This window comes from Mesonia algae, from assembly GCF_003253545.1.
Taxonomy (GTDB): Bacteria; Bacteroidota; Bacteroidia; order Flavobacteriales; family Flavobacteriaceae; genus Mesonia; species Mesonia algae.
In genome coordinates this window covers 293,530-315,793 of sequence record NZ_QKYV01000003.1, presented here as the reverse complement: position 1 = coordinate 315,793, position 22,264 = coordinate 293,530, and the positions used below count along the sequence as shown (strand labels likewise).

Sequence of the window (22,264 nt, the reverse complement as noted above, 5' to 3'; positions counted from 1 at the left end):
AAATATCAACCATACTAAATAACAACAAAATGAGTACACCTAGCGAATTAAAGTATACTAAAGATCACGAGTGGATTAAGATTGAAGGCGATATTGTAACCGTAGGGATTACAGAGTTTGCACAAGGAGAGTTAGGAGATATTGTATACGTAGAAGTAGAAACTGTAGATGAAACTTTAGAAAGAGAAGAAGTTTTTGGAACAGTAGAAGCAGTTAAAACAGTATCAGACCTTTTCTTGCCAGTTTCGGGAGAGATCATTGAGTTTAATGAATCTTTAGAAGATGAGCCAGAAAAAGTAAATACAGATCCTTATGGAGATGGGTGGATGGTAAAAATTAGGATGACTGAACCAGACCAGATAAAGGATTTGCTAGATGCAGAAGCTTATAAAGAACTTATTGGCGCCTAGATTAACGTTATCTTTAGCGATTCTTTACTCTTTGGGGATTCTTTATGTTTCTTTAATGCGTACAGATGGATTGCCTAAAGTTAATTTTAATCAAATAGATAAAGTTTTTCATTTTGTAGCTTATTTAGGATTGACTAAATTATGGTACTTGTATTATATTAGTTGCAATTTGAAAAATGGTCTCAAAAAGAAATCTTTTTTAATAATTGGGCTGTTAGCAATTGCTTTTGGCATCCTTATTGAGATATTTCAAGATGTGATGACAAGTTATAGGACGATTGATAGTCTAGACGTATTAGCTAACACCTTGGGAGTTTTTACAGCTTATATTTTGGCATTAATGTTAAGATTGAGGGTTCAAAACTTTAAATCTAACGAATAGTTTATATTTTTTGTAAAAAATAATTACATTAGCAATTCGATAAAATTATATTATGGAACCAAAGAAAAATCCAAAAAAAGATTTAGGGAAAAGAAGTGTTCTTTTTTTTCAACTAGGTCTTATTTTAATGCTTTTTATTACTTGGCGTGCCATCGAGTGGAAAACCTACGATAAAGAGGCAATCGATCAAGGGGTTGTTCAGTTTGATCAACTAGATGAGGAAGATGTGCCAATTACGCAAATTAAAACTCCACCACCACCACCACCACCACCACCACCAGCACCAGAAGTTATTGAGGTAGTTGAGGATGATGTGGAAATTGAGGAAGAAATAATTGAATCTACTGAGGTAACAAATGAGCCTATTATTGAGGTAGCAGAAGTAGAAGAAGCTCCTGAAGAGGTAATTGAAGATGTTCCATTTACAGCAATTGAAGATGTTCCGTTATTTCCTGGTTGTGAAAAATTCAAAACCAATAATGAGCGTAAGAAATGTATGAGTGACAAGATTAAAGATTTTGTCAACAGTAAATTTAATACGGACTTAGGATCAGAATTAGGTCTTACAGGAGTAAATAGAGTTTACGTACGTTTTAAAATTGATAATAAAGGAAAAATCACAGGAGTTCAAGCAAGAGCACCTCACCCAAGACTTCAAAAGGAAGCTGAGCGTGTAGTGAATATGCTACCAAATATGACTCCAGGTAAACAAAGAGGAAAGCCAGTAGGTGTACTTTATTCTTTACCAATAATATTCCAAGTACAGGATTAAGTAAAAACTTAACTTGTTATATATCAAAGCCTTTAATTGAAAAATTAAAGGCTTTTTTTGTTTAAATATATTTTTTGGCAATATTATTGATTTTGTAGTTTCATAACATAAAATCAAGATGTCATGAGAGAAAACAAACCTACCCGTAAAAGTAATGTCGTATACTTTCAAATAGGCTTAATTGCAGCTTTGTTACTGACTATCTTTGTAATTGAAAATAAAACGGAAGTGAAAACTTTAAAGCCTGAAACAGCTCATGCAAGAGAATTGGATGCAGAAACGCCGTTTGTATTTCATATGCCTAAAGAGAAGCCAGAAGTTAAGCAGCCTGTAAAAGAAAATAAGACTTCTAAAAAACTACCTACACAGCCAATGGAAAAGCCTTTTGTAGAACCTGCTATTGTAGAGGCTTTTGAACCTAATGACCCTGTTAATTATGATCCTGGGAAAATTGAGTTTGAACAAACTATCGATAAACCTATTGAAAATATAGATTTTAGAAAAGTAGAAATGGCTCCAGTTTTTCCTGGGTGTGAGATTTATGAGACTCAAGAAGAAATTAAATCCTGTTTTTCATCACAAATCGCTAAAATAATTAAAAAGAAATTTGACGGAGATCTAGCAGGCGAGCTTAACTTACGAGGGGAGCAAAGAATTTATGTAACTTTTACGGTAAATGATAAGGGTTGGGTTGAAAATATAAAAACAAGATCGATTCATGAAGAGCTTTCTAATGAGGCTGAAAGAGTGGTAAAATTGTTGCCAAAAATGCAACCCGGTCAGCAACAAGATAAAAAGGTGTCGGTAAGATACAGTCTTCCTATTATATTTCATATTAAGTAAACTTATCAAAAGAGTGTAACGGTAAAGCTTATGGTTTTACCGTTTTAAAAATAGTTTTACGTATATTTCGACCAAATTTATGACCGAAACTATGCGTAATTTTTTTGTTCTTTTCTTTACTTTATATGTAGTGATTTCCGCGAAAGCGCAAATATTAATTTCTGATGTAGAACAATATCCAATATTTGAAGCATGTGAAAATGTGAGCTTAGAGCAGCAAGAAAACTGTTTTAAGCAAACTCTTAATCTATTTGTAAAAGAGAATCTTCAGTTACCAGAAAATCTAGCTAAAGATGATTATTCGGGAAACGTGACTGTATTATTTGAGGTTACTAAGGAGGGGGAATTTAAAGTTTTGTACGTAGATGCTATAAATGGAGATTTAAAGCAAGAAGTGACTAGAGTATTCTTAGAACTCCCTGTGATCAAACCTGCGACTTATAATGGTAAACCCGCATATATTCAGTTTAGATATCCTATTTATGTTCCTTTTTCAGGTGGAAACGATATTAATTTAGAGCAAGATGATAGTTTCGCTCAAGGCGGAAATAAAAGCGCGAAGAAAATAGATGATAGAGAATCCGCCGAGTATGCCGATGTGGAAAAAGCATATAAAAAGTATGAATATCGTGAGTTTGAGAGTAAAATAAATATACCGTTTTCTCACGAAGTGTATAGTCGGTTTGATTCTGAGTTGAACCGAGTGGGGACTAATTCTCATACTGCGACAAAACCATTTCTTTACCAAACAGTAAACAAGTATTATAATTTTAAAGAGGAAAATAAAAAGCTAGAATTAGAAGGAGATTCTTGGTTACATCGCAAATTTTTTAACGAACATCTTGTAAGACTTCAGGGAGAAAATTATTGGTTTACCGCAGATGTAGCTGCAGATTTGCAAGTAGGTAAAGATTTTGGCGCTGATTTTGGAAGTACCTATAATAATACTCGTGCTGCGGTAGTACAAGGAGGAATTGGTAAAACCATAAATTTCTATGCAGCAGTATATGAAAGTCAAGGAAGGTTTGCTCGTTACTTTAATAATTATGCAGAATCTATTCGTCCAGATGGAGGGAATCCTGCTGTAATTCCGTCAAGGGGAATAGCAAAAAGTTTTAAAGAAGATTCCTACGATTATCCTATTGCAGAAGGTTATATTTCTTACTCTCCCAATGAAACATTTAACCTTCAATTTGGTCACGGGAAGAATTTTATTGGTGATGGTTATCGTTCGTTATTAATGAGTGATGTGGCAAGTCCGTACCCATATTTCAAAATTAATACTACCTTCTGGAAATTTAAGTATACCAATACGTGGATGTCTTTGCGAGACATTCGTCCAGAAGTAACAGACAGCGGTTCTTTTAGAACTAAATATATGGCAACGCATTATTTAAGTTATAATATCACTAAACGTCTAAACATTGGTTTATTTGAATCTGTTTTATGGGAAAATGATAACGACCGAGGTTTTGATTTAAATTACTTAAATCCAATTATATTTTATCGAGCTATTGAGTTTTCAACGGGTTCTAGAGGAGGGAATGCTTTAATAGGTCTAGCATATAAATACAAAATATCCAATCAATTAAACGCATATGGGCAATTAATGATAGATGAGTTTTCTTCTAAGGATGTTATAGGGGGAGAGAATAGTTATAAAAATAAGTTAGGCTATCAATTAGGGTTAAAATATTTTAATGCATTTAAAATTGATAATCTCTATTTGCAATTAGAGTATAATCGTGTACGCCCTTATACTTATTCGCATAACACGGTGACCTTAAATTATGGACACAATAATCAGCCTATGGCTCATATTAGAGGTTCAAATTTTAGCGAAACTATAGCTATTGCTAGGTACCGGTTAAATAGGTGGTACGGGCAAGCTAAATTTATGTTTGGAGCAAAAGGCTACGAAATCACTTTAGATAAAGATCCTTTCTATGGTGGAGATATTTACGGAACTGAAGATGATAGAATTGCAGATAAAGGAAATGAACTATACCAAGGGAATAAAGCTAATTTTACTTATGCAGAATTAGAATTAGGTTATTTGGTAAATCCTGCTACAAACTTGAAAATTTATACCAGTTTAATACAGCGGAATCTATCACCTACCATTAGTAATACAGAACTTAACCTTGTAGAAAATACCACTTGGGTTAATTTTGGGTTTAGAACAGATTTGTTTAATTGGTATTATGATTTTTAATCTCTCCTCAAAAATATTTAACAATAAAAGACGCTTGTTAAAAGGGTTTTAAACAGTATCTTTGCACTCCAAAATATTTTATTTTTTGAGTAAAGCCATCACAAATAATCAGTCTGTAGATCTTATTTCAGACTTCAAGGAAATCACCAAAATGCGTTTGGCTGTAAGTGTGGTTTTTTCTTCGGTTGCGGGATATTTTTTGGGAGCAGAAGTTATAGACTTTGTTGAGTTGTTGCTTCTGGCTGTAGGAGGATATATGATGGTGGGCGCTTCTAATGCATTTAATCAAGTTATTGAAAAGGATTTAGATGTGTTGATGGATAGAACTAAAAATAGGCCAATTCCATCAGGGAGAATGTCAGTTAAAAAAGCGTTATTTATAGCTTTTACGTTTACCATACTTGGTTTATTGGTGCTGTATATCATCAATCCGGTGACTGCAATGTTTGGTGCTATTTCTATCTTTTTATATGTGAGTATATATACCCCTTTAAAAACCAAAACACCACTATCAGTATTTGTAGGAGCTTTTCCTGGGGCAATTCCTTTTATGTTAGGTTGGGTTGCTGCAACTAATGATTTTAGTATAGAATCGGGAACCTTGTTTATGATTCAATTTTTTTGGCAATTTCCTCATTTTTGGGCTTTGGGCTGGTGGTTGTATAATGATTATAAAAGAGGAGGTTTTTTTATGCTTCCTACAGGGAAAAGAGATAGGGGTACTGCAATTCAAATTATTTTATATACAATTTGGACTATAGCGGTTTCTTTAATACCTGTTTTTGGAGTTACAGGTAGGCTGTACTTAACACCTGTTTCAGGAATTTTAATACTTATTTTAGGTTTAGGTATGCTTTATTATGCCTACAAACTATATAAAAATCGAGATGAGATTTCAGCAAAAAAATTAATGTTTGCTAGCGTTTCATATATTACTTTGTTACAAATAATTTATGTATTAGATAAATATATAAGAATATGGATTTAACTCAAGGAACAGAAAAAGAAAAGATTGAAAGATCAAAGAAAATGATGCTTTGGTTTGGGATCATTAGCATGGGGATGATGTTTGCGGGTCTAACGAGTGCTTATGTAGTAAGTAAGAATAGACCAGATTGGTTAAAAGACTTTCAATTGCCTAGTGCTTTTATCTATAGTACCATAATCGTTTTGGTAAGTAGTTTTACCTTTCATTTTGCTAAAAAAGCGATTAAGTCTGGCTCCTATAAACGAGGGACTAGTCTATTAGGGATTACATTAGTTTTAGGGTTGGCTTTTATTTATTTACAATTTGAAGGCTTTAGTCAAATCTTAGAAAACGGATATTATTTCACTGGGAGTGCAAGTACTATTACTACATCATTTATATATTTGGTGGTAATGGCTCACTTAGCTCATATCTTTGCTGGGATTATTGTATTGTTTGTTGTAATTTATAACAATTCTAAACAGCGTTATAAAGTCGGTCAAATGCTTGGTATAGAACTGGGTGCGACCTTTTGGCATTTTATTGATGCCTTGTGGCTGTACCTGTTTTTGTTTTTATATTTCTTTAGATAAGAAAAATAACTATTTTTGCGTAATATTTAACATTAATTTCTTTTTATGGAAGCTACTGTTGTTAGAACAGGAACCGAAGGCAAAACTTGGGGAGGAGGCTCAAAATCTCCTTTAAAGGCGAGCTACGGAAAAATGATGATGTGGTTTTTTATCACTTCAGATGCTTTAACGTTTTCTGCATTTTTGGCGTCTTATGGGTTCTCTAGATTTAAGTTTCTAGATTCTTGGCCAATCGCCGACGAAGTATTTAATCACTTTCCATTTATGCACGGGGTAGATGCTCCAATGTATTACGTGGCATTGATGACCTTTATCTTAATCTTTTCTTCTGTAACTATGGTATTGGCAGTAGATGCTGGTCACCATATGAAAAAAGCAAAGGTGACTCTTTACATGTTTTTAACCATTATTGGAGGAGTAATTTTCTTAGGTTCTCAAGCTTGGGAGTGGAAAAACTTTATAAAAGGTGAGTACGGTGCTGTAGAAACTAGAGGAGGTCAAATTCTTCAATTTGTTGATTCAAATGGAGAGCGAGTAGCCCTGCATGATGTTGCAACAACCTTAAAAGAAGATAGAGTAGCTCACGAAAGAAAAAATGGACTTTGGTTTGTAGGAGATGATGCAGAGCTTACAACCTACTCTATAGATGAAATAAAAGAAGGTTTTAAAACTAAAGAGAATTTACTTGTTAGAACTCAAATGCTGGATGAAAATGGAGCAAAAACCATTTTAACTAGAGAAAAGTCACTTGCAATGCTTGATCAACATGCAGTTGGAGTGGTAGAAGGAGCTAACTTAACACATAATGAATATGGTCCGCCATTGTTCGCAGATTTCTTTTTCTTTATAACAGGTTTTCACGGGTTTCACGTTTTAACTGGAGTATTGATTAATATCATTATATTCTTCAACGTGATCTTAGGAACTTATGAAAGAAGAAATAGCTACGAAATGGTAGAAAAAGTAGGTCTATATTGGCACTTTGTAGATTTAGTTTGGGTATTTGTATTTACATTCTTCTACTTAGTTTAATATAAAAAAGAATTAAAGAAATGGCACACGACGCAACTCATCAGCACGAAGGTTCGGCAACAAAGAAAATTTGGTCAGTTTTCGCAATCCTATCTGTAGTAACTATAGTAGAAGTTATTTTAGGAATTATAAAACCAGAATTTTTAATAAAGACTAGTTTTATTTATATGTCTTTATTAAACTGGATATTTATTGTATTGACCATATACAAAGCATATTTAATTACTTGGTCCTTTATGCATATGGAGCATGAATCTAAAGGTTTAAGAAGATCTGTAGTTTGGACCGGAGTCTTCTTAGTAGCATATTTAGTTTTTATTCTTCTTACTGAAGGAGATTATATTTACGAAGTTTATAAAGGAGGTTATATTTCTTGGAACTTCTAAAAAGTTAAAACACAAAAAAAGGCGGTTTATTAAAACCGCCTTTTTTATTTTTGCATACCCATAAGTATCATAGCAAAAATGAAAAAATATACAGTTCTTTTTGTGCTCTTTGCACTTCCAATTTTGGCCTATCTTTTTTTCTCCTCTGGGGTTAATAATTTTGCTAAACTTCCGGTTATCACTCAAAATGTGAATGAGCTAACAGGTTTCTCTTCCGTAAATCAAAAGCCACTTCAATTTAAAGATAAAATTACGATCCTAATATTTTTTGGTGATAATATCAGCAAGAGAGAAGGTAACGCTTTTAATCTAAATGAAAAGATCTACGATAAAAACCATCAATTTAAAGATTTTCAATTTGTAGTTGTTGCTAAAAAAGGTCAGGAGCAAGCCGCATTAGACTTAGAAAAAGATTTAGCTACAACTATTGATACTAAAAAGTGGAATTTTGCTTTCGCTTCCGCTGAAAAAATTAATACTTTATTTTCTAGTTTAAATACAACCTTAAAATTAGATTCCGACTTATCTAATCCCCATGCATTTATCATTGATAAAAAACTGAACTTAAGAGGAAGAACCGATGAAGAAGATCCATCTAAAATCGAAAATTATGGTTACAATACGAGTTCGGTAGCTGAATTAAATAACGTAATGGATGATGATGTAAAAGTAATTTTAGCTGAATATAGATTAGCTTTGAAAAAGTATAATAAGTAAGTGATGAAAAACTATTCATACATAGGTATTTCTTTGGTAGTCCTTGTTTTTGGAATTTGGGCAGTACCAAAAATTATAGATAAGGTTAGTGCTCCAGACATGGCCGAAATTGGTACAGTTCCCTCTTTTTCCTTCACTAACCAATACGGTAAGGTAATTACTAATCAAGATTATGAAGGGAAAGTATACGTAGCTGAATTCTTTTTTACTACCTGCCCAACCATTTGTCCTAAGATGAATGAAAATATGATTAAGATTCAAGACGAGTTTTATGGAAATCCAAATTTCGGAATTGCTTCTTTTAGCATTAATCCAGAATATGATACTCCAGAAGTTCTTAAGGCTTACGCCGAAAAATATGGTGTGGCTATTCCTAATTGGCATATGCTTACAGGAGATAGAGAAGCGATTTATGAATTAGCTAATAAGGGATTTAATCTATATGCAGCAGAGAATAAAGATATAGAAGGTAATTTTGAGCATTCGGGTTATTTTGCTCTCGTAGATCAGGAAGGTGTAATACGGTCTAGGTATGACGATTTTGGAAACCCTATAGCTTTCTACAATGGTTTAGATAAAAAAGATCTGGAGAAGTTAAAGGAAGACATTAAGAACTTATTATAGTTGAAATATGAATACATTAAAGAAATCAGATAGAGTAGCTGTCCCTGTTATTATTATACTATCTATAGTTATTCCTTTAGCAGTTTTGGTGTTAATGAATTTACCTGCACGCTATGATATTTTTGGTTTAGATATGGGGACTTATCCTTTCTTTCATGCTATTCTTAACGGAGCCACTTCTGTATTATTAATTGCAGGCTATATTTTTATTAGAAGAGGAGAAAGAAAATTACATCGTAACGTTATGATTACTGCATTTTTCTTGTCTTCAATTTTTTTAGTAAGCTACGTGATCTCAAAAATAAGTAACGATCCAACTCCCTATGCCGGCGAAGGTTTTTTAAGGCCCATTTATTTTTTCGTCTTAATTACACATATAATGCTGTCTGCTATTATTGTACCGTTAGTATTGTTTACGATGTATAGAGGTTTAACAAAAGAGTATGCAAAACATAGAAAAATTGCACGTTGGACATATCCAATTTGGTTATACGTATCTGTAACGGGTGTATTGGTTTATTTATTTATGTTACCTTATTATTAAAACAAGATAAGATGAAAAAAATAATTTCCTTTTTACTTATTGTTTGTATGTCTGTAGCTTTTAATACGGTCTATGCACAATGTTCCATGTGTAGAGCTGTATTAGAAAGTGAGGCAGATGGAGGTGCTGCGGAAGCAATTAATGACGGTATAATGTATCTCATGGTTTTTCCTTACATCTTAGTTGCTGGAGTAGGTTTTGCAATTTACAGACTAATGAGAACTAATAAGTAGTATAATAGAAATGTTAAATTTAACATTTCTGTAACACTTTAATTGTAACTATTTTCCTTTTTGCAAGTCATATGGGTAACTACTTCTTTCCGAAGAAGAAAAATTAACCAGATGATAGAAATTAAAGATCTTCATAAATCATATAAAACAGGTGCAACTTCATTGCACGTTTTAAAAGGAATCAACTTTAATGTTAAAGAAGGCGAACTAGTTTCTATTATGGGTTCTTCAGGATCTGGGAAGTCTACCTTACTTAATATTTTGGGTATGTTAGATGAAGCAGATACAGGTTCATATATGTTAGATAATGTGCCTATTAAAAATCTTAATGAAAAAATTGCAGCAAGATATAGAAACAAATTCTTAGGTTTCATCTTTCAATCCTTTAATCTTATAAATTATAAAACAGCTTTAGATAATGTAGCTATGCCTTTATATTATCAAGGAGTAAGTCGGGGAGAGCGTTTAGATAGATCTATGGCTTATTTAGAGAAAGTAGGTTTGGCACCTTGGGCAAAGCATTTGCCTAATGAGCTTTCTGGAGGTCAAAAACAAAGGGTGGCTATTGCAAGAGCTTTAGCTAGTGATCCTAAAGTTTTGTTAGCCGATGAACCTACAGGGGCTCTAGATACAAAAACCTCTTATGAAGTGATGGATTTAATTCAAGGTATTAACGATGAAGGAAAAACCATTTTGGTCGTTACCCACGAAGATGATATTGCGCACATGACCAAGCGTATTGTAAACCTAAAAGATGGTGTAATTATAGATGACTCTTATGTAGAACAAGTAAGAGCCAAAGACCATGTTTAATTTAGAGCGTTGGGAAGAAATATTTGAAACCATTAGCAAAAACAAGCTAAGGACTTTTCTTACGGGATTATCGGTGCTTTCTGGAATATTTATACTAGTAATTTTACTAGGAGTAAGCCAGGGAATGCAAAATGGAATTTCGTCTCAATTTCAAGATGATGCTGCCAATGTCATTTTTGTGTGGACGGGAGTTACCTCTGTAGAATATAAAGGAATGAATCCTGGAAGGGTCATTCAGCTTCGCAATAAAGATTACGACCATATTACCAAACTGCATAAAGATGAACTTGAATATAAGTCATCGGTTTACCGAATTTGGGGAGGGATGGTGACTTATAAAAAAGAATCTGGTAGTTATCGAGTAGAAGGTGTTTATCCAGACTATCAATTTCTAGAAAATCAAACACTTATTAAAGGAAGGCATATTAATACTTTAGATATTGATAACAGTACTAAAAGTGTTGTAATTGGTAAAAAAGTGAATGATGATCTATTCAAAGATCAAGATGCTATTGGCAAGTACGTTAAAGTTTCTGGAGTAAATTTTAAAGTGGTAGGGGTTTACTCAGATCCGGGAGGAGAAAGAGAAGAATCAAGAGTTTTTGTGCCTATATCAACAGCACAAAAAGTTTTCAGTGGAGCAAATCGAGTTAATTTTTTGTCCTTTAGTTTACCTATGGAAGATAATTTTGAAAAGGCAACTGCTGCTTCCGTAGACTTTTCAGATAAAATTGAAAAACAACTTAAAGAAACTCATGATGTAGCACCACAAGATGAAAGTGCTATTTCAGTAAATAACTCTTTAGAAAATGCAAAACGATTTTATGACCTTATGGGAATGATTAAAATGTTCTTTTGGTTTGTAGGTATCGCTACCATATTAGCAGGAGTTATAGGGGTGAGTAATATTATGCTTATTATCGTAAAGGAACGCACAAAAGAAATAGGAATTAGAAAAGCATTAGGAGCGCAACCTTTATCTATTGTGACGATGATTTTACATGAATCCATTTTTGTCACGGCAATAGCAGGTTTCTTAGGCTTGTTCTTAGGTTTAGTGCTTTTAGAATTTGTAGGTCCTATGGTAGAAACTGAATTTATAGCTAATCCTTCAGTTAATTTTCAAATTGCCATAACTACAGTAATTATATTGATAGTTGCAGGAGCTTTCGCCGGATTTTTCCCAGCCTGGAGAGCGGCTAGAATTAAACCCATTATAGCCTTAAGAGACGAATAGTATGTTTAGCAGAGATAAATGGAACGAAATTATAGAATCACTAAGCTCAAATTGGTTTAGAACGATACTTACTGCTTTTGGCGTGTTGTGGGGAATATTTATACTTGTTATTCTCTTAGCCGCTGGGAAAGGTTTAGAAAACGGAGTAAAACAAGGCTTTGGAGGAATGGCGACTAACAGCATGTTTATGTGGACACAAACGGTTGCCAAACCCTATAAAGGATTACCTAAGGGGAGACGATATAATTTTAAAACTAAAGACGTTCAGGCTATAAAAGATAACGTGCCGGGACTTCAATATGTTTCTCCACGTAATCAATTAGGAGGTTTTGGAGGCACTAATAATGTGGTTAGAGGCTTAAAGTCTGGAGCTTTTAATGTATACGGGGATTATCCAGAAATTATAAACCAACAACCTATGGATATTACTTCTGGGAGGTTTCTTAATTATAATGATCTTAATGAAAGACGTAAAGTAGCGGTTATTGGAGAAGGTGTTAAAACTACCATGTATGAGAATGATGAAGAAGTTTTAGGTAGTTATATAAAAGTGAATGGTGTTAATTTTCAAGTTATAGGTACCTATAAGAAGAAAAGTACAGGAGGAGGAAATTCAGAAGAAGATCAAAAAGAAATTTATGTGCCGTTTACCTCTTTCTCTCAAGCTTTTAATATGGGAGATATTGTAGGTTGGATGGCTATTACAGCAAATGATAATAATTCTATCACAGCATTGAAAAGTTCTATTTTTGACGTGATTAAAGAAAATCATACCATACATCCAGAAGATGATCGTGCGATAGGAAATTTTGATCTATTTGAAGAATATACAAAAATTAGTGGCTTGTTTACAGCTCTAAATTTCGTTGCTTATTTTGTGGGAATTCTCGTCTTACTCTCGGGAGTAATAGGAATCTGTAACATTATGCTCATCGTAGTTAAAGAACGAACTAATGAGATAGGTGTGAGAAGAGCTTTGGGTGCGACACCATGGTCAATTCGAGGTCAAATTCTATTAGAGTCTATTTTCTTGACAATTATCTCTGGGATGGCCGGCATTATTTTAGCCACCTTAGTTCTTTGGCTGGTAAATTATGCTTTGGCTGCACAAGATAGTTCAGAAATGATGTTTATCAACCCGAGTGTAGATTTAGTCACAGTAATTATAGCCTTACTTATATTGGTGATTTCAGGTTTATTAGCAGGGCTAATACCTGCACAAAATGCGATTAGAATAAAACCTGTAGACGCTTTAAGAACAGAATAAAAATAAAATCAATCTATAAAATGAAAAGAATACTAACCATCATTGTTTTAGTTGTCATAGGAATCTTGTTTTTTGGTTCTTTGTACTACTTATACCAAAAGAATCAAGAAAGTCCCGTTGTTTATGAGACTGAGAAACCTTCTAAGCAAACTATCGTCAAAGAAACAGTTGCTACTGGAAGTATTGTTCCTAAAGAAGAGATTTTAATCAAGCCTAACATATCTGGAATTATTGATAAAATTTATATCGAGGCGGGAGAAAATATCAATGTCGGAGATTTAATTGCTTCTTTAAAAGTGGTCCCTAATGTCTCTAATTTGGCTAGTGCTAAAAACCAAATTACTTCAGCAAAAATAGAAATGGATAACCAAAAGCGTAATTATGATCGCCAAAAAGGATTGTTCGATAAAGGAGTTATTTCGGCTAACGATTTTGATCAAGTAGAAGTTACTTACCGTCAATCTCAACAAACCTATAGAGCAGCTCAACAAACCTATGAAATCATTCAAACAGGAACCACCAGCGGAGTAGGAAATGCAGCAAATACTCAAATTCGTTCTACCATTTCAGGTATGGTTTTAGAAGTTCCAGTAAAGGAAGGAAATCAAGTAATTGAAGCAAATAACTTTAATGAAGGAACTACCATTGCTACGTTAGCTAATGTAGATAAAATGATTTTTGAAGGGAAAGTAGATGAATCTGAAGTAGGAAAAATTAAAGAAAACCTTCCATTAGAAATAACGATTGGTGCTATTGAAAATAAAAAATTTGATGCCATTTTAGATTACATCGCTCCAAAAGGATTAGACGAAAATGGAGCTATTCAATTTGAAATTGAAGGAACTTTAAAAAATCAAGATAGTACATTTATTCGTTCAGGGTTAAGTGCGAATGCTTCTATTATTTTAGATAAAGTCGAGAATGTTTTATCGATAAAAGAGTCTTTGGTTCAGTTTGATTCTGATACTAAAGATCCATTTGTAGAGGTGAAAACGGGAGATCAGGAATTTAAAAGACAAGAGGTGAAGCTTGGCTTGAGTGACGGAATTTACATTCAAGTTTTAGAGGGTATAAATGAAAATGATGAGATTAAAGTTTGGAATCAGGTGAAACCTGCAGAGAACTTTGGTCAAAAAGACTAAGTTTAATTGTAACAAAACTATAATGAAATCTACATATATACATAGAAACCTTTTTATGAAATCAATATCTAGCTTTATTATTCTTTTTTTCTTGACGTTTACTTTTCAAGCGCAAGAAAAAAAATGGACATTAAAAGAGTGTGTTGAGCACGCTCTAGAAAATAATATTTCTATCCGTCAGTCTCAACTAGATGTAGATGCTGCAGAGCTAGACAAGATGGATGCCATTGGTAACTTAATTCCTACGGTAAACGGTTCAGCTTCTTATTCAACCAATACAGGTGCCAATATTAACCCAGTAACTAACCAGTTTGAAAATGAAACGTTTTCATCTATGACTGGGGGAATAAGTTCTAACTTAACTTTGTTTGATGGTTTAAAAAATATTCGTCAGCTTCAAAGATCTAAATTGGCAAAGTTGGCAAGTCAATATCGTTTAGATAAAATGAAAGATGATATTGCTTTAGCTGTTGCAAATTCTTATTTACAAGTATTACTTAATAAAGCTAACTTAGAAGTAATCAAATCTCAGAATATTGTCACTTTAGAGCAATTAGAAAGAACCCAAGATTTAGTTGATGCAGGAGTTTTGCCACAAGGAGATATGCTAGAAATAAAGGCTACAGATGCGAGTGAAAAACAACGTATCGCTGTAGCGGAAAACGATGTAGAGATTTCTTTAATTAGTTTAGCTCAACTTTTGCTTATAAAAGATTACGAAAGTTTTCAAATAGTTGATGAAGGTTATGAGATCATCTCAACCGAGGTTACAGATATTCCTGTACAAGAGATTATCAACTCAGCTGAAGAAACTAGATCTGAAGTTAAAATAGCTGAACAAAATGTTCTTTTAGCTGAAAAAGATGTTCAAATAGCAAGAGGTAATTATTACCCGACACTTTCAGCTTTTTTTGGATATAACACTAGATATTCAGATAATGATTTTTTAGATAGAAATTTTACAGATCAATTATGGCAAAATGATGGTATAGGTTATGGACTTCAATTAAACGTTCCTATTTTTAATGGTCTATCGGCAAGAACTAATGTGAAAAGAAATAAAGTAAACTTAGAAAGAACAGAGTTTCAATTAGAGCAAGCAAAATTAGATTTAGAATCAAATGTGTATCAGGCTTATGTAGATGTAAAAGGAGCACTTAAAGCTTATGAAGCTTCACAAACAGCTTTAGAATCTCAAGAGTTAGCTTATGATTATGCTAAAGAGCGTTATGATGTAGGTTTAACAAATGCCTTTGATTTTAGTCAGTCAAAATTGAGATTTGATAATGCTAAAATAGAAGTGAACAGAACTAAGTACGATTATATATTTAAATTAAAAGTTTTAGAATTATTTTTTGGTGTAGACGCAAAAGATATTAAGTTGTAATTATGAAAAAAAAGACACTTGTTATAATTGTTGCCTTAGTAGTAGCGGTTATTTTGTTATTGGTAGTTGGTAAAAAAAGCGGATGGTTTGGAAAAACAGGAAACTTTAAACAAGTTGAAATAACTGCCATTAATGAAATAGATATAACCGAAACGGTTTCGGCTACAGGAAAAATACAACCTGAAGTTGAGGTAAAGCTATCTTCAGAAGTTTCGGGAGAAATTATTGAGTTACCAATCCAAGAAGGTCAAGCCGTAGAAAAAGGAGACTTATTGGTAAAGATTAATCCAGATTTGTATCAATCTAGCTTACAGCGGTCTCAAGCAAGTTATCAAAATATTCAAGCTTCTTTAGCTCAAAGTAAAGCGAGTTTTAAGCAAGCAAAAGCAAATTACGACCGTAATAAAACTCTTTTTGATAAGGGAGTTATCTCAAAATCTGAATGGGATGCGATTGTATCTGAATATGAAATGGCTCAAGCCTCTAGAGAATCTGCTTATTATAATGTGCAAAGTGCTGCTGCAACGGTAAACGAAGCTAAAGATAATTTAGGTAGAACTACGATTTATGCACCTATGTCTGGGACAATTTCGAAGTTAGACGCCGAGTTAGGAGAGCGAGTGGTAGGTACTCAGCAAATGGCAGGAACCGAAATTTTACGTGTAGCGAATCTTGCCGAGATGGAAGTTGAAGTAGAAGTAAATGAAAATGATATTGTTAAAATTGCAGTTGGTGATTCGGCAATTGTAGAAGTTGATGCCTATTTAGGTAAGGAATTTAAAGGAATTGTTACTGAAATTTCTAATTCGGCTGCAGATGATTTAACGGCAGATCAAGTAACTAATTTTGATGTTAAAGTAAAGATCCTAAAACAATCTTATGCGGAGTTAACCGAAGGAAAACCAGAAGATTTCTCTCCGTTTAGACCAGGAATGACTGCTACCGTTGATATCATCACAAGTAAAAAGAAAAATATTATTGGAGTTCCTATTAGTGCTATTGTGATCAAAAACGATACTACTTCCGTAAAGAAGAGTATAAAAGGAGACGATAAAGAACAAACTCCTTCTGCAAAAAAAACAATTACAGATGAAACTTTTGAATGTGTATTTGTGAAAAATGGAGATGAAGTTAGGTTACAAGTTGTGAAAACAGGAATACAAGACGATACAAATATAGAAATATCTAAAGGCTTAAAGGTAGGGGACGAAGTAATTACAGGTCCGTATAACACGGTTACCAAAAGTTTAAAGGCTGGTGATAAAATAGAGGTGAAAGGCTCATTAGAAGATAAATAATTTGGCTTTAATATTATTATTAGAAACAACGACAATCAATTGCTCTGTTGCTTTAGCAGAAGATGACAAGATTATAGCAATTAAGGAAGATAAAACTCCTGGGTATTCTCATGCAGAGAAACTCCATTTATTTATTGAAGCAGTCTTAACTGAATCTAATAAGACACTATTGAATTTAGATGCAGTAGCAGTTAGTAAAGGACCTGGCTCATACACAGGATTGAGAATTGGAGTTTCAGCAGCAAAAGGACTGTGTTATGCTTTAAATTTACCTTTATTGTCGGTTGATACATTAACTTCAATAGCACATCAATATAAATCTTTAGATTTTACTGATGGGTATGTAATTCCTATTTTAGATGCTCGTCGTATGGAGGTTTATACTTCTGTGTTTAAACTAGAAAATGGAGAGTTAATTTTAATCTCTCCCGTGGAAGCAAAAATAATAGATGAAAACTCTTTTGAAGAGTTGAAAGGAAATAAGCTTTTTGTTGGTGATGGAGTCGGGAAAATCGAAGAAGTCTTATCTAATAAAAAGAATACTTCATTCTTACAATGCTTGCCATCTACTAAAGAAATGGCTGCAATAGCATGTCATAAATACAAAATAAGCGACATGGAAGATGTCGCTTATTTTGAACCTTTTTACTTAAAAGATTTTGTAATCAAAAAGAAGAAGAATTAAGAGTCTTGCGTAACTTCGTTATAATACTTAATAAGGGTAATTAAGTCTTTTTCTTCATCATCTCCTCTAAACTTCAATTTATTTTCTTTAATGTATTTCTCTAATTCCTTGTTGTGGTTAGGGAAAGCGTCTGCTGCTCTTTTTTTATGAGCCTCAATCGCGTAAATTTTTTCATCTAAAGAAATAAAATAATGCTCTTCATTTTTAAGTCTAGGTTTTTTATCACTAGCCATAGGAGTATTCGCTTTCTGACCAGGAATAAAATCCTGACTTATTCTTTTTAAAAGTTTTCCCTTTTTATTTTCGTTTAAAACCACTAAGTAACCATTATTAGCCTTATTGATAAAAATAGGAAGTTTATTGATAAAAGTAAATTTAGCATCTTCTATCGCGATGTCATACTTGGGATTTCTTTCCATAATTAAAGTCTCTTTCTCCTCTGGAGATTTTTTAGCTTCAAAGGTGTCGTCATATATTCTGTACCTTAAATATACAGATATAACTTGTCCACTTTCTTTATCTATGACTTGGCCTTTTTTAAATTCATCATTAAAGTACATTGAGCCAATGACATTTGAATTTTCAACTTTCTGTCCGTTTTTAATAAAATAATTGGTGTTATTTTTAATGTTGTTATTGAAATTTTCTGTGGAAGAAACCATTTGTTGAAACTGGCTAATGCTTTGAGGAGCAACGGCAGGAGTTTGAGCAAAATTTAAACTATAGGTTAATAAGGCTAAAATTAAGGTAATTCGTTTCATATATTTTATTTAAAATTTGAGGTTTGTAATTTACAAAAAAATTGCACTTAATTACTTAAGTGCAATCATTATTCCATTTTTATTATTTATAATTTTTTATAGTAAGAGACTAGCTTTATCAAGTCTTCATCTTTAGAACTTTCTTTAAACTTTAATTTATGATCTTTAATAAATTGTTTTAGCTCTTTTTGATGGTTTGGAAATGCTTTATAGGCGTTTCTTTTGTCAGGTTCTACTTCAATTAATATATTGTTTATATTTATAAAATAATTTTCTTTATTAATTAATCTAGCCTTTTTATCACTTTCCATTGGAGAATTCGTTTTTTGTCCAGGTATATATTTTTGACTAAGCCTTTTACAAAGAGAGATTTTTTCATTTTCAGAAAGTACTAAAACATAACCGTTGTTAGCTTCATTTATAAATACCGGCAACTTATTGATAAATACAAAATGAAGATTATTATATTTAATATCATATTGATTAGATCTTTCTAAGAAAAGTGTAGCTTCGTCGTCTGTAGATTTTCTTGCTTCAAAAGTATCATCAAAAATTCTATATCTTAAATAAACATTTATTACCTCCCCAGATACTTTATCGATAATTCTTGCTTTATGAAAATCAGGACTTAAATACATATCACCAATTACATCAACATTCCTTATTTTTTTTCCATCCCTTATAAAATAGTTAGTATTGTTTTTTACATTATTATTAAAGTCATCATTTTTACTTATAGTTTTTTCCCATTCTGATGTAGGCTTCCACATCGGAATAGGGGTAGGAGCTTCATTAAAATTTAATAGTTGAGCAAAACTTGAAGTACTTATCATAATGATTATTAAAAATAGTAGTCTTTTCATGATTTTTAATTTTTGATTAATAAAACTATTTAATGTTAAATATACCTCAAAAAAAAGGCCAAACTTGATGTTTGACCTTTTAATATCGTTAAAAATTAACATTTAATCTTTGATAATGTGAACGTCTCTCTGTGGGTAAGGGATTCCAATACCTGCAGCATCTAATCTTCTTTTAGCTTCTTCTATTGTATACCAGTGGCATCCCCAAAACTCATCGTTAGAAGCCCAGAACCTAAGTGATAGGTTAACTGAATTGTCTGCAAGTTCGGTTACAACTACTTGTGGCTCTGGATCTTTATGAATGCCTTCTTGCTCCTTCATTAAATTTAATAGAATGTCTTTTGCCTCCTTAATATTGGCATCATATGAAATTCCTATAGTAATTGCATCTTTTCTTTTTCCTTCTACTGTATAATTTATAATATTATCATTAGATAATTGACCATTAGGAATTACTGCTAATTGATTCCCAAAGGTGTTGATGTGTGTGTAAAAAATAGATATTTCTTTTACACTACCGGAAACTCCTTGAGCTTCAATCCAATCTCCTATCTTAAAAGGCTTCAAGATAATTATTAAAACTCCACCAGCAAAATTAGCTAGAGAACCTTGAAGGGCTAAACCTATAGCTAAACCTGCAGCACCAATAATAGCAACTAAACTTGTGGTTTCAATTCCTAATTGGGTAATAGCGGTAATAAAAACTAGTATTTTTAGAGCCCATCCAAGAATATTAACAATAAAATTCTCTAAAGCAGGATCGTAACTTTTCTTTTGAAAGAATTTTTTTACGTAGCGTACAATGATTTTTGCAATCCACCATCCAATTACCAAAATTGCTATTGCAGCAACTAAATTAGGTAGAAAGTCAATTAATTTTTGGCCGTACTCTTTGGCATAATACTCAATGTTGTCTAATTTTTCCATGTAAAATATTTTAAGCAGGATAATAATTAGTTTTTTTGTTGTCTGAAACTTTTAGCTGTTTAAGTTTTGTTAAAATTAATTGAAATCTATTTGTTTTAATATTTCTATATTCTTATTAGAAGGCCTCTTACACGAATTTTCTTGACATAAAAGCATTTGATTTGAGATATCGCTTTCGCGGAAATCATATTGTTTAAGGTTAACTGGAACATGTGGAGTTAGAATTGCATTGGGAAGATATTCTTCTAAAAAAAACTTTTTATTTTCTATGCACTCTTTACCGAAACTTAAATGATAAAATGGATGAGATATATTTAAATAGGTGTTCATCCATTCACTATAATTCGATGGGGTTTCATGAAAAGAATTTTTGTATTTGTGTAGCATATTCTTCGCGATCTCAATGTATTTCTCCTGATTTGTAATTTTTCCAATCATAAATAAATTGTTGCACATAATTGCATTAGAACTTGGAATTACATTATCGTGTACTTCAAAAAGATGAGCAAATAATTGTTCATTCGATTTAGAAGCTAAGTAAAATAAATTTTCTTTTTCATCGTAAAATTCCGCGAAAGCGATATCAATAAGTTTTTGAGATTTTTTTAACCAAGAATCTTCAAAAGTTATTTGATAGAGTTGTAAGAAAGCTTTTATGACTAGCGCATAATCTTCTAATGTTCCTATAATTTGCCTATTGCCTTCTACATAATTCTTGTATAATTTTTCGTCAAACAAGTTATCCCACAGGGCTCTTGCAGTAGTCAAAGCAGAACTCAGGTATTCTTCGTTTGCAGTAATTTTATAAGTATCTATAAAAGAGGAGATCGTTAAAGCATTCCAACTAGTAAGACATTTGTGATCGAGTAGAGGTTGAGGTCTATTATTTCGTTCTTTTTTTAAAGTAAGAAGACAACTATCTATTTTTTCTTTTAACTGAAATTCTTCTAGATGATAGTTTTGTGCAATCTTTTGTAGGTTTTGAGTTTGAATGAATACATATTTTCCGTTTTCCCAATATCCTGTATCATTGATATTAAAAATATCAGAAAAAAGAAGGAAATCTTCTTTTAGGAGGTTTTGTAATTCTTTTTTTGTCCACGTGTAAAAAGCACCTTCTTCTTGTTCTCCTTTTTTATTTTGACTGTCTGCATCATAAGAAGCGAAATATAAATCATCATCACTTTTTAAATCACTTTCTATAAAAGCAATGGTTTTTGTGGCGATTTCTTTAAAGTATTCATCTTTAAAAACTTGATAAGCTTGGGCATATAGAGATATTAGTTGAGCATTGTCGTATAACATTTTTTCGAAATGTGGAATATGCCATTTTTCATCTACACTGTATCTAGAAAAACCTCCGCCTACCACATCGTGAATTCCGCCTTGAGCTATTTTATATAGTGTAAGTTTTACGTAATTTAAAACTTCTTTGTTGTTTTCTTGAAATCCATAACGTAACAAAAACTGTAATTGATTAGGCATCATAAATTTTGGAGCGCCTTTATCTCTTCCATTCTTATAATCAAAATTTTGTTGCCATTTATTCATAGCATTTTGTAAATGGTATCTTTTAAACTCTTTGTCTTTTGGTTCATCGATGAGTTGTGTAGAAAGAATGCCTTTCTCTAGCTGAAGAGCGTATTCTTCCATTTGATCGGGATCTTTTTGATATAAATCTTTAAGCTGATGCAAAGAACCTAACCATTGTTTTTCGGGTAAATAGGTAGCTCCCCAAATAGGTTTTCCGTTAGGTAATGCGACAATATTAAGTGGCCAGCCTCCTTGTCGAGTCATAATTTGCAATGCTAACATATAGATTTGATCCACATCGGGGTGTTCTTCTCGGTCAACTTTTATAGAAATAAAATGCTCATTCATGAGATGGGCAACCTCTTGTTTTTCAAACACTTCTTTTTCCATCACATGACACCAATGACAAGCAGTGTAGCCAATACTTATTATTAATAATTTATTTTGTTGTTGAGCTTCTCGTAAAGAATTTTCGTCCCAAGTTTGCCAATGTATAGGGTTATTAGCGTGTTGTAATAAATAGGGGCTCGATTGGTTCTTAAGATTATTTTGAGAGAAATTCATTTAGTTGTGTTATTTTAGTTTTTTGTAATTCAAAACAGAATGTTTAAAATTAATGTTTTGGTAACAATT

Annotated in this window: 24 protein-coding genes; 20 read left to right on the top strand and 4 right to left on the bottom strand. The window is 32.5% G+C overall.

The genetic code is table 11. The annotated features are described in order from the left end of the window. The first annotated feature begins 29 nt into the window (after positions 1-29). The 20 genes from gcvH (at position 30) to tsaB (ending at position 17,547) form a co-directional block, all read left to right on the top strand. Complete coding sequence (gene gcvH / locus LX95_RS06865; RefSeq protein ID WP_111540701.1) at positions 30-410, top strand: glycine cleavage system protein GcvH; 381 nt, start codon at positions 30-32, stop codon at positions 408-410. Further along, positions 376-792 carry a VanZ family protein gene (locus tag LX95_RS06860; protein ID WP_111540700.1) on the top strand — a complete coding sequence of 139 codons (417 nt, stop codon included), beginning with the start codon at positions 376-378 and terminating at the stop codon, positions 790-792. Before gcvH ends, LX95_RS06860 begins: the two co-directional genes overlap by 35 nt. 52 nt (positions 793-844) lie before the next feature. After that, positions 845-1,564, top strand: coding sequence for an energy transducer TonB (locus LX95_RS06855; protein ID WP_111540699.1), 720 nt, complete (start codon positions 845-847; stop codon positions 1,562-1,564). Between the two features lie 123 nt (positions 1,565-1,687). Then, complete coding sequence (locus LX95_RS06850; RefSeq protein ID WP_111540698.1) at positions 1,688-2,407, top strand: energy transducer TonB; 720 nt, start codon at positions 1,688-1,690, stop codon at positions 2,405-2,407. Positions 2,408-2,486: 79 nt separating this feature from the next. Beyond that, complete coding sequence (locus LX95_RS06845) at positions 2,487-4,622, top strand: gliding motility protein RemB (RefSeq protein WP_245924733.1); 2,136 nt, start codon at positions 2,487-2,489, stop codon at positions 4,620-4,622. Between the two features lie 85 nt (positions 4,623-4,707). Continuing rightward, positions 4,708-5,610, top strand: coding sequence for a heme o synthase (cyoE, locus tag LX95_RS06840; RefSeq protein ID WP_111540697.1), 903 nt, complete (start codon positions 4,708-4,710; stop codon positions 5,608-5,610). Then, a complete protein-coding gene (locus LX95_RS06835) occupies positions 5,601-6,182 on the top strand; it encodes a cytochrome c oxidase subunit 3 (RefSeq protein ID WP_111540696.1) in 582 nt (193 codons plus the stop codon). The genes cyoE and LX95_RS06835 overlap by 10 nt, the downstream gene beginning before the upstream one ends. Positions 6,183-6,227: 45 nt before the next feature. Beyond that, positions 6,228-7,214: a cytochrome c oxidase subunit 3 gene (locus LX95_RS06830; protein ID WP_111540695.1), complete on the top strand. Its 987-nt coding sequence runs from the start codon at positions 6,228-6,230 to the stop codon at positions 7,212-7,214. 20 nt (positions 7,215-7,234) lie between these two features. After that, positions 7,235-7,600: a cytochrome C oxidase subunit IV family protein gene (locus LX95_RS06825; RefSeq protein WP_111540694.1), complete on the top strand. Its 366-nt coding sequence runs from the start codon at positions 7,235-7,237 to the stop codon at positions 7,598-7,600. A 78-nt stretch (positions 7,601-7,678) separates the two neighbouring features. Continuing rightward, positions 7,679-8,317 (top strand): hypothetical protein, encoded by a 639-nt coding sequence (locus LX95_RS06820; protein ID WP_111540693.1) that lies wholly within the window; start codon positions 7,679-7,681, stop codon positions 8,315-8,317. Between the two features lie 3 nt (positions 8,318-8,320). Beyond that, a complete protein-coding gene (locus tag LX95_RS06815) occupies positions 8,321-8,941 on the top strand; it encodes an SCO family protein (RefSeq protein WP_111540692.1) in 621 nt (206 codons plus the stop codon). Positions 8,942-8,948: 7 nt separating this feature from the next. Then, positions 8,949-9,485: a DUF420 domain-containing protein gene (locus LX95_RS06810; protein WP_111540691.1), complete on the top strand. Its 537-nt coding sequence runs from the start codon at positions 8,949-8,951 to the stop codon at positions 9,483-9,485. Between the two features lie 47 nt (positions 9,486-9,532). Then, a complete protein-coding gene (locus tag LX95_RS06805) occupies positions 9,533-9,718 on the top strand; it encodes a hypothetical protein (protein WP_111540816.1) in 186 nt (61 codons plus the stop codon). A gap of 111 nt (positions 9,719-9,829) precedes the next feature. After that, positions 9,830-10,531, top strand: coding sequence for an ABC transporter ATP-binding protein (locus LX95_RS06800; RefSeq protein WP_111540690.1), 702 nt, complete (start codon positions 9,830-9,832; stop codon positions 10,529-10,531). Then, the gene (locus tag LX95_RS06795; RefSeq protein ID WP_111540689.1) at positions 10,524-11,768 is read left to right on the top strand and encodes an ABC transporter permease; all 1,245 of its coding nucleotides are present in this window, start codon (positions 10,524-10,526) and stop codon (positions 11,766-11,768) included. Before LX95_RS06800 ends, LX95_RS06795 begins: the two co-directional genes overlap by 8 nt. Before the next feature lies 1 nt (position 11,769). Beyond that, complete coding sequence (locus LX95_RS06790) at positions 11,770-13,035, top strand: ABC transporter permease (protein ID WP_111540688.1); 1,266 nt, start codon at positions 11,770-11,772, stop codon at positions 13,033-13,035. Between the two features lie 20 nt (positions 13,036-13,055). Further along, positions 13,056-14,177, top strand: coding sequence for an efflux RND transporter periplasmic adaptor subunit (locus tag LX95_RS06785; RefSeq protein WP_111540687.1), 1,122 nt, complete (start codon positions 13,056-13,058; stop codon positions 14,175-14,177). Between the two features lie 55 nt (positions 14,178-14,232). Then, positions 14,233-15,564 (top strand): TolC family protein, encoded by a 1,332-nt coding sequence (locus LX95_RS06780; RefSeq protein WP_111540815.1) that lies wholly within the window; start codon positions 14,233-14,235, stop codon positions 15,562-15,564. 2 nt (positions 15,565-15,566) lie between these two features. Beyond that, the gene (locus tag LX95_RS06775; protein ID WP_111540686.1) at positions 15,567-16,862 is read left to right on the top strand and encodes an efflux RND transporter periplasmic adaptor subunit; all 1,296 of its coding nucleotides are present in this window, start codon (positions 15,567-15,569) and stop codon (positions 16,860-16,862) included. A 1-nt stretch (position 16,863) separates the two neighbouring features. Further along, positions 16,864-17,547 carry a tRNA (adenosine(37)-N6)-threonylcarbamoyltransferase complex dimerization subunit type 1 TsaB gene (tsaB, locus tag LX95_RS06770; RefSeq protein ID WP_111540685.1) on the top strand — a complete coding sequence of 228 codons (684 nt, stop codon included), beginning with the start codon at positions 16,864-16,866 and terminating at the stop codon, positions 17,545-17,547. On the opposite strand, the gene LX95_RS06765 is transcribed toward tsaB, so the two are convergent. The 4 genes from LX95_RS06765 to LX95_RS06750 form a co-directional block, all read right to left on the bottom strand. Then, entirely contained in the window at positions 17,544-18,308 is a 765-nt protein-coding gene (locus tag LX95_RS06765; protein ID WP_111540684.1) for a hypothetical protein, read from the bottom strand. The genes tsaB and LX95_RS06765 overlap by 4 nt on opposite strands. Before the next feature lie 86 nt (positions 18,309-18,394). Beyond that, complete coding sequence (locus LX95_RS06760; protein ID WP_146240755.1) at positions 18,395-19,171, bottom strand: hypothetical protein; 777 nt, start codon at positions 19,169-19,171, stop codon at positions 18,395-18,397. 102 nt (positions 19,172-19,273) lie between these two features. Continuing rightward, positions 19,274-20,098, bottom strand: a complete 825-nt coding sequence (locus LX95_RS06755) for a mechanosensitive ion channel family protein (RefSeq protein WP_111540682.1) — start codon at positions 20,096-20,098, stop codon at positions 19,274-19,276. A 75-nt stretch (positions 20,099-20,173) separates the two neighbouring features. Then, positions 20,174-22,195: a thioredoxin domain-containing protein gene (locus LX95_RS06750; protein ID WP_111540681.1), complete on the bottom strand. Its 2,022-nt coding sequence runs from the start codon at positions 22,193-22,195 to the stop codon at positions 20,174-20,176. Positions 22,196-22,264 lie beyond the last annotated feature (69 nt).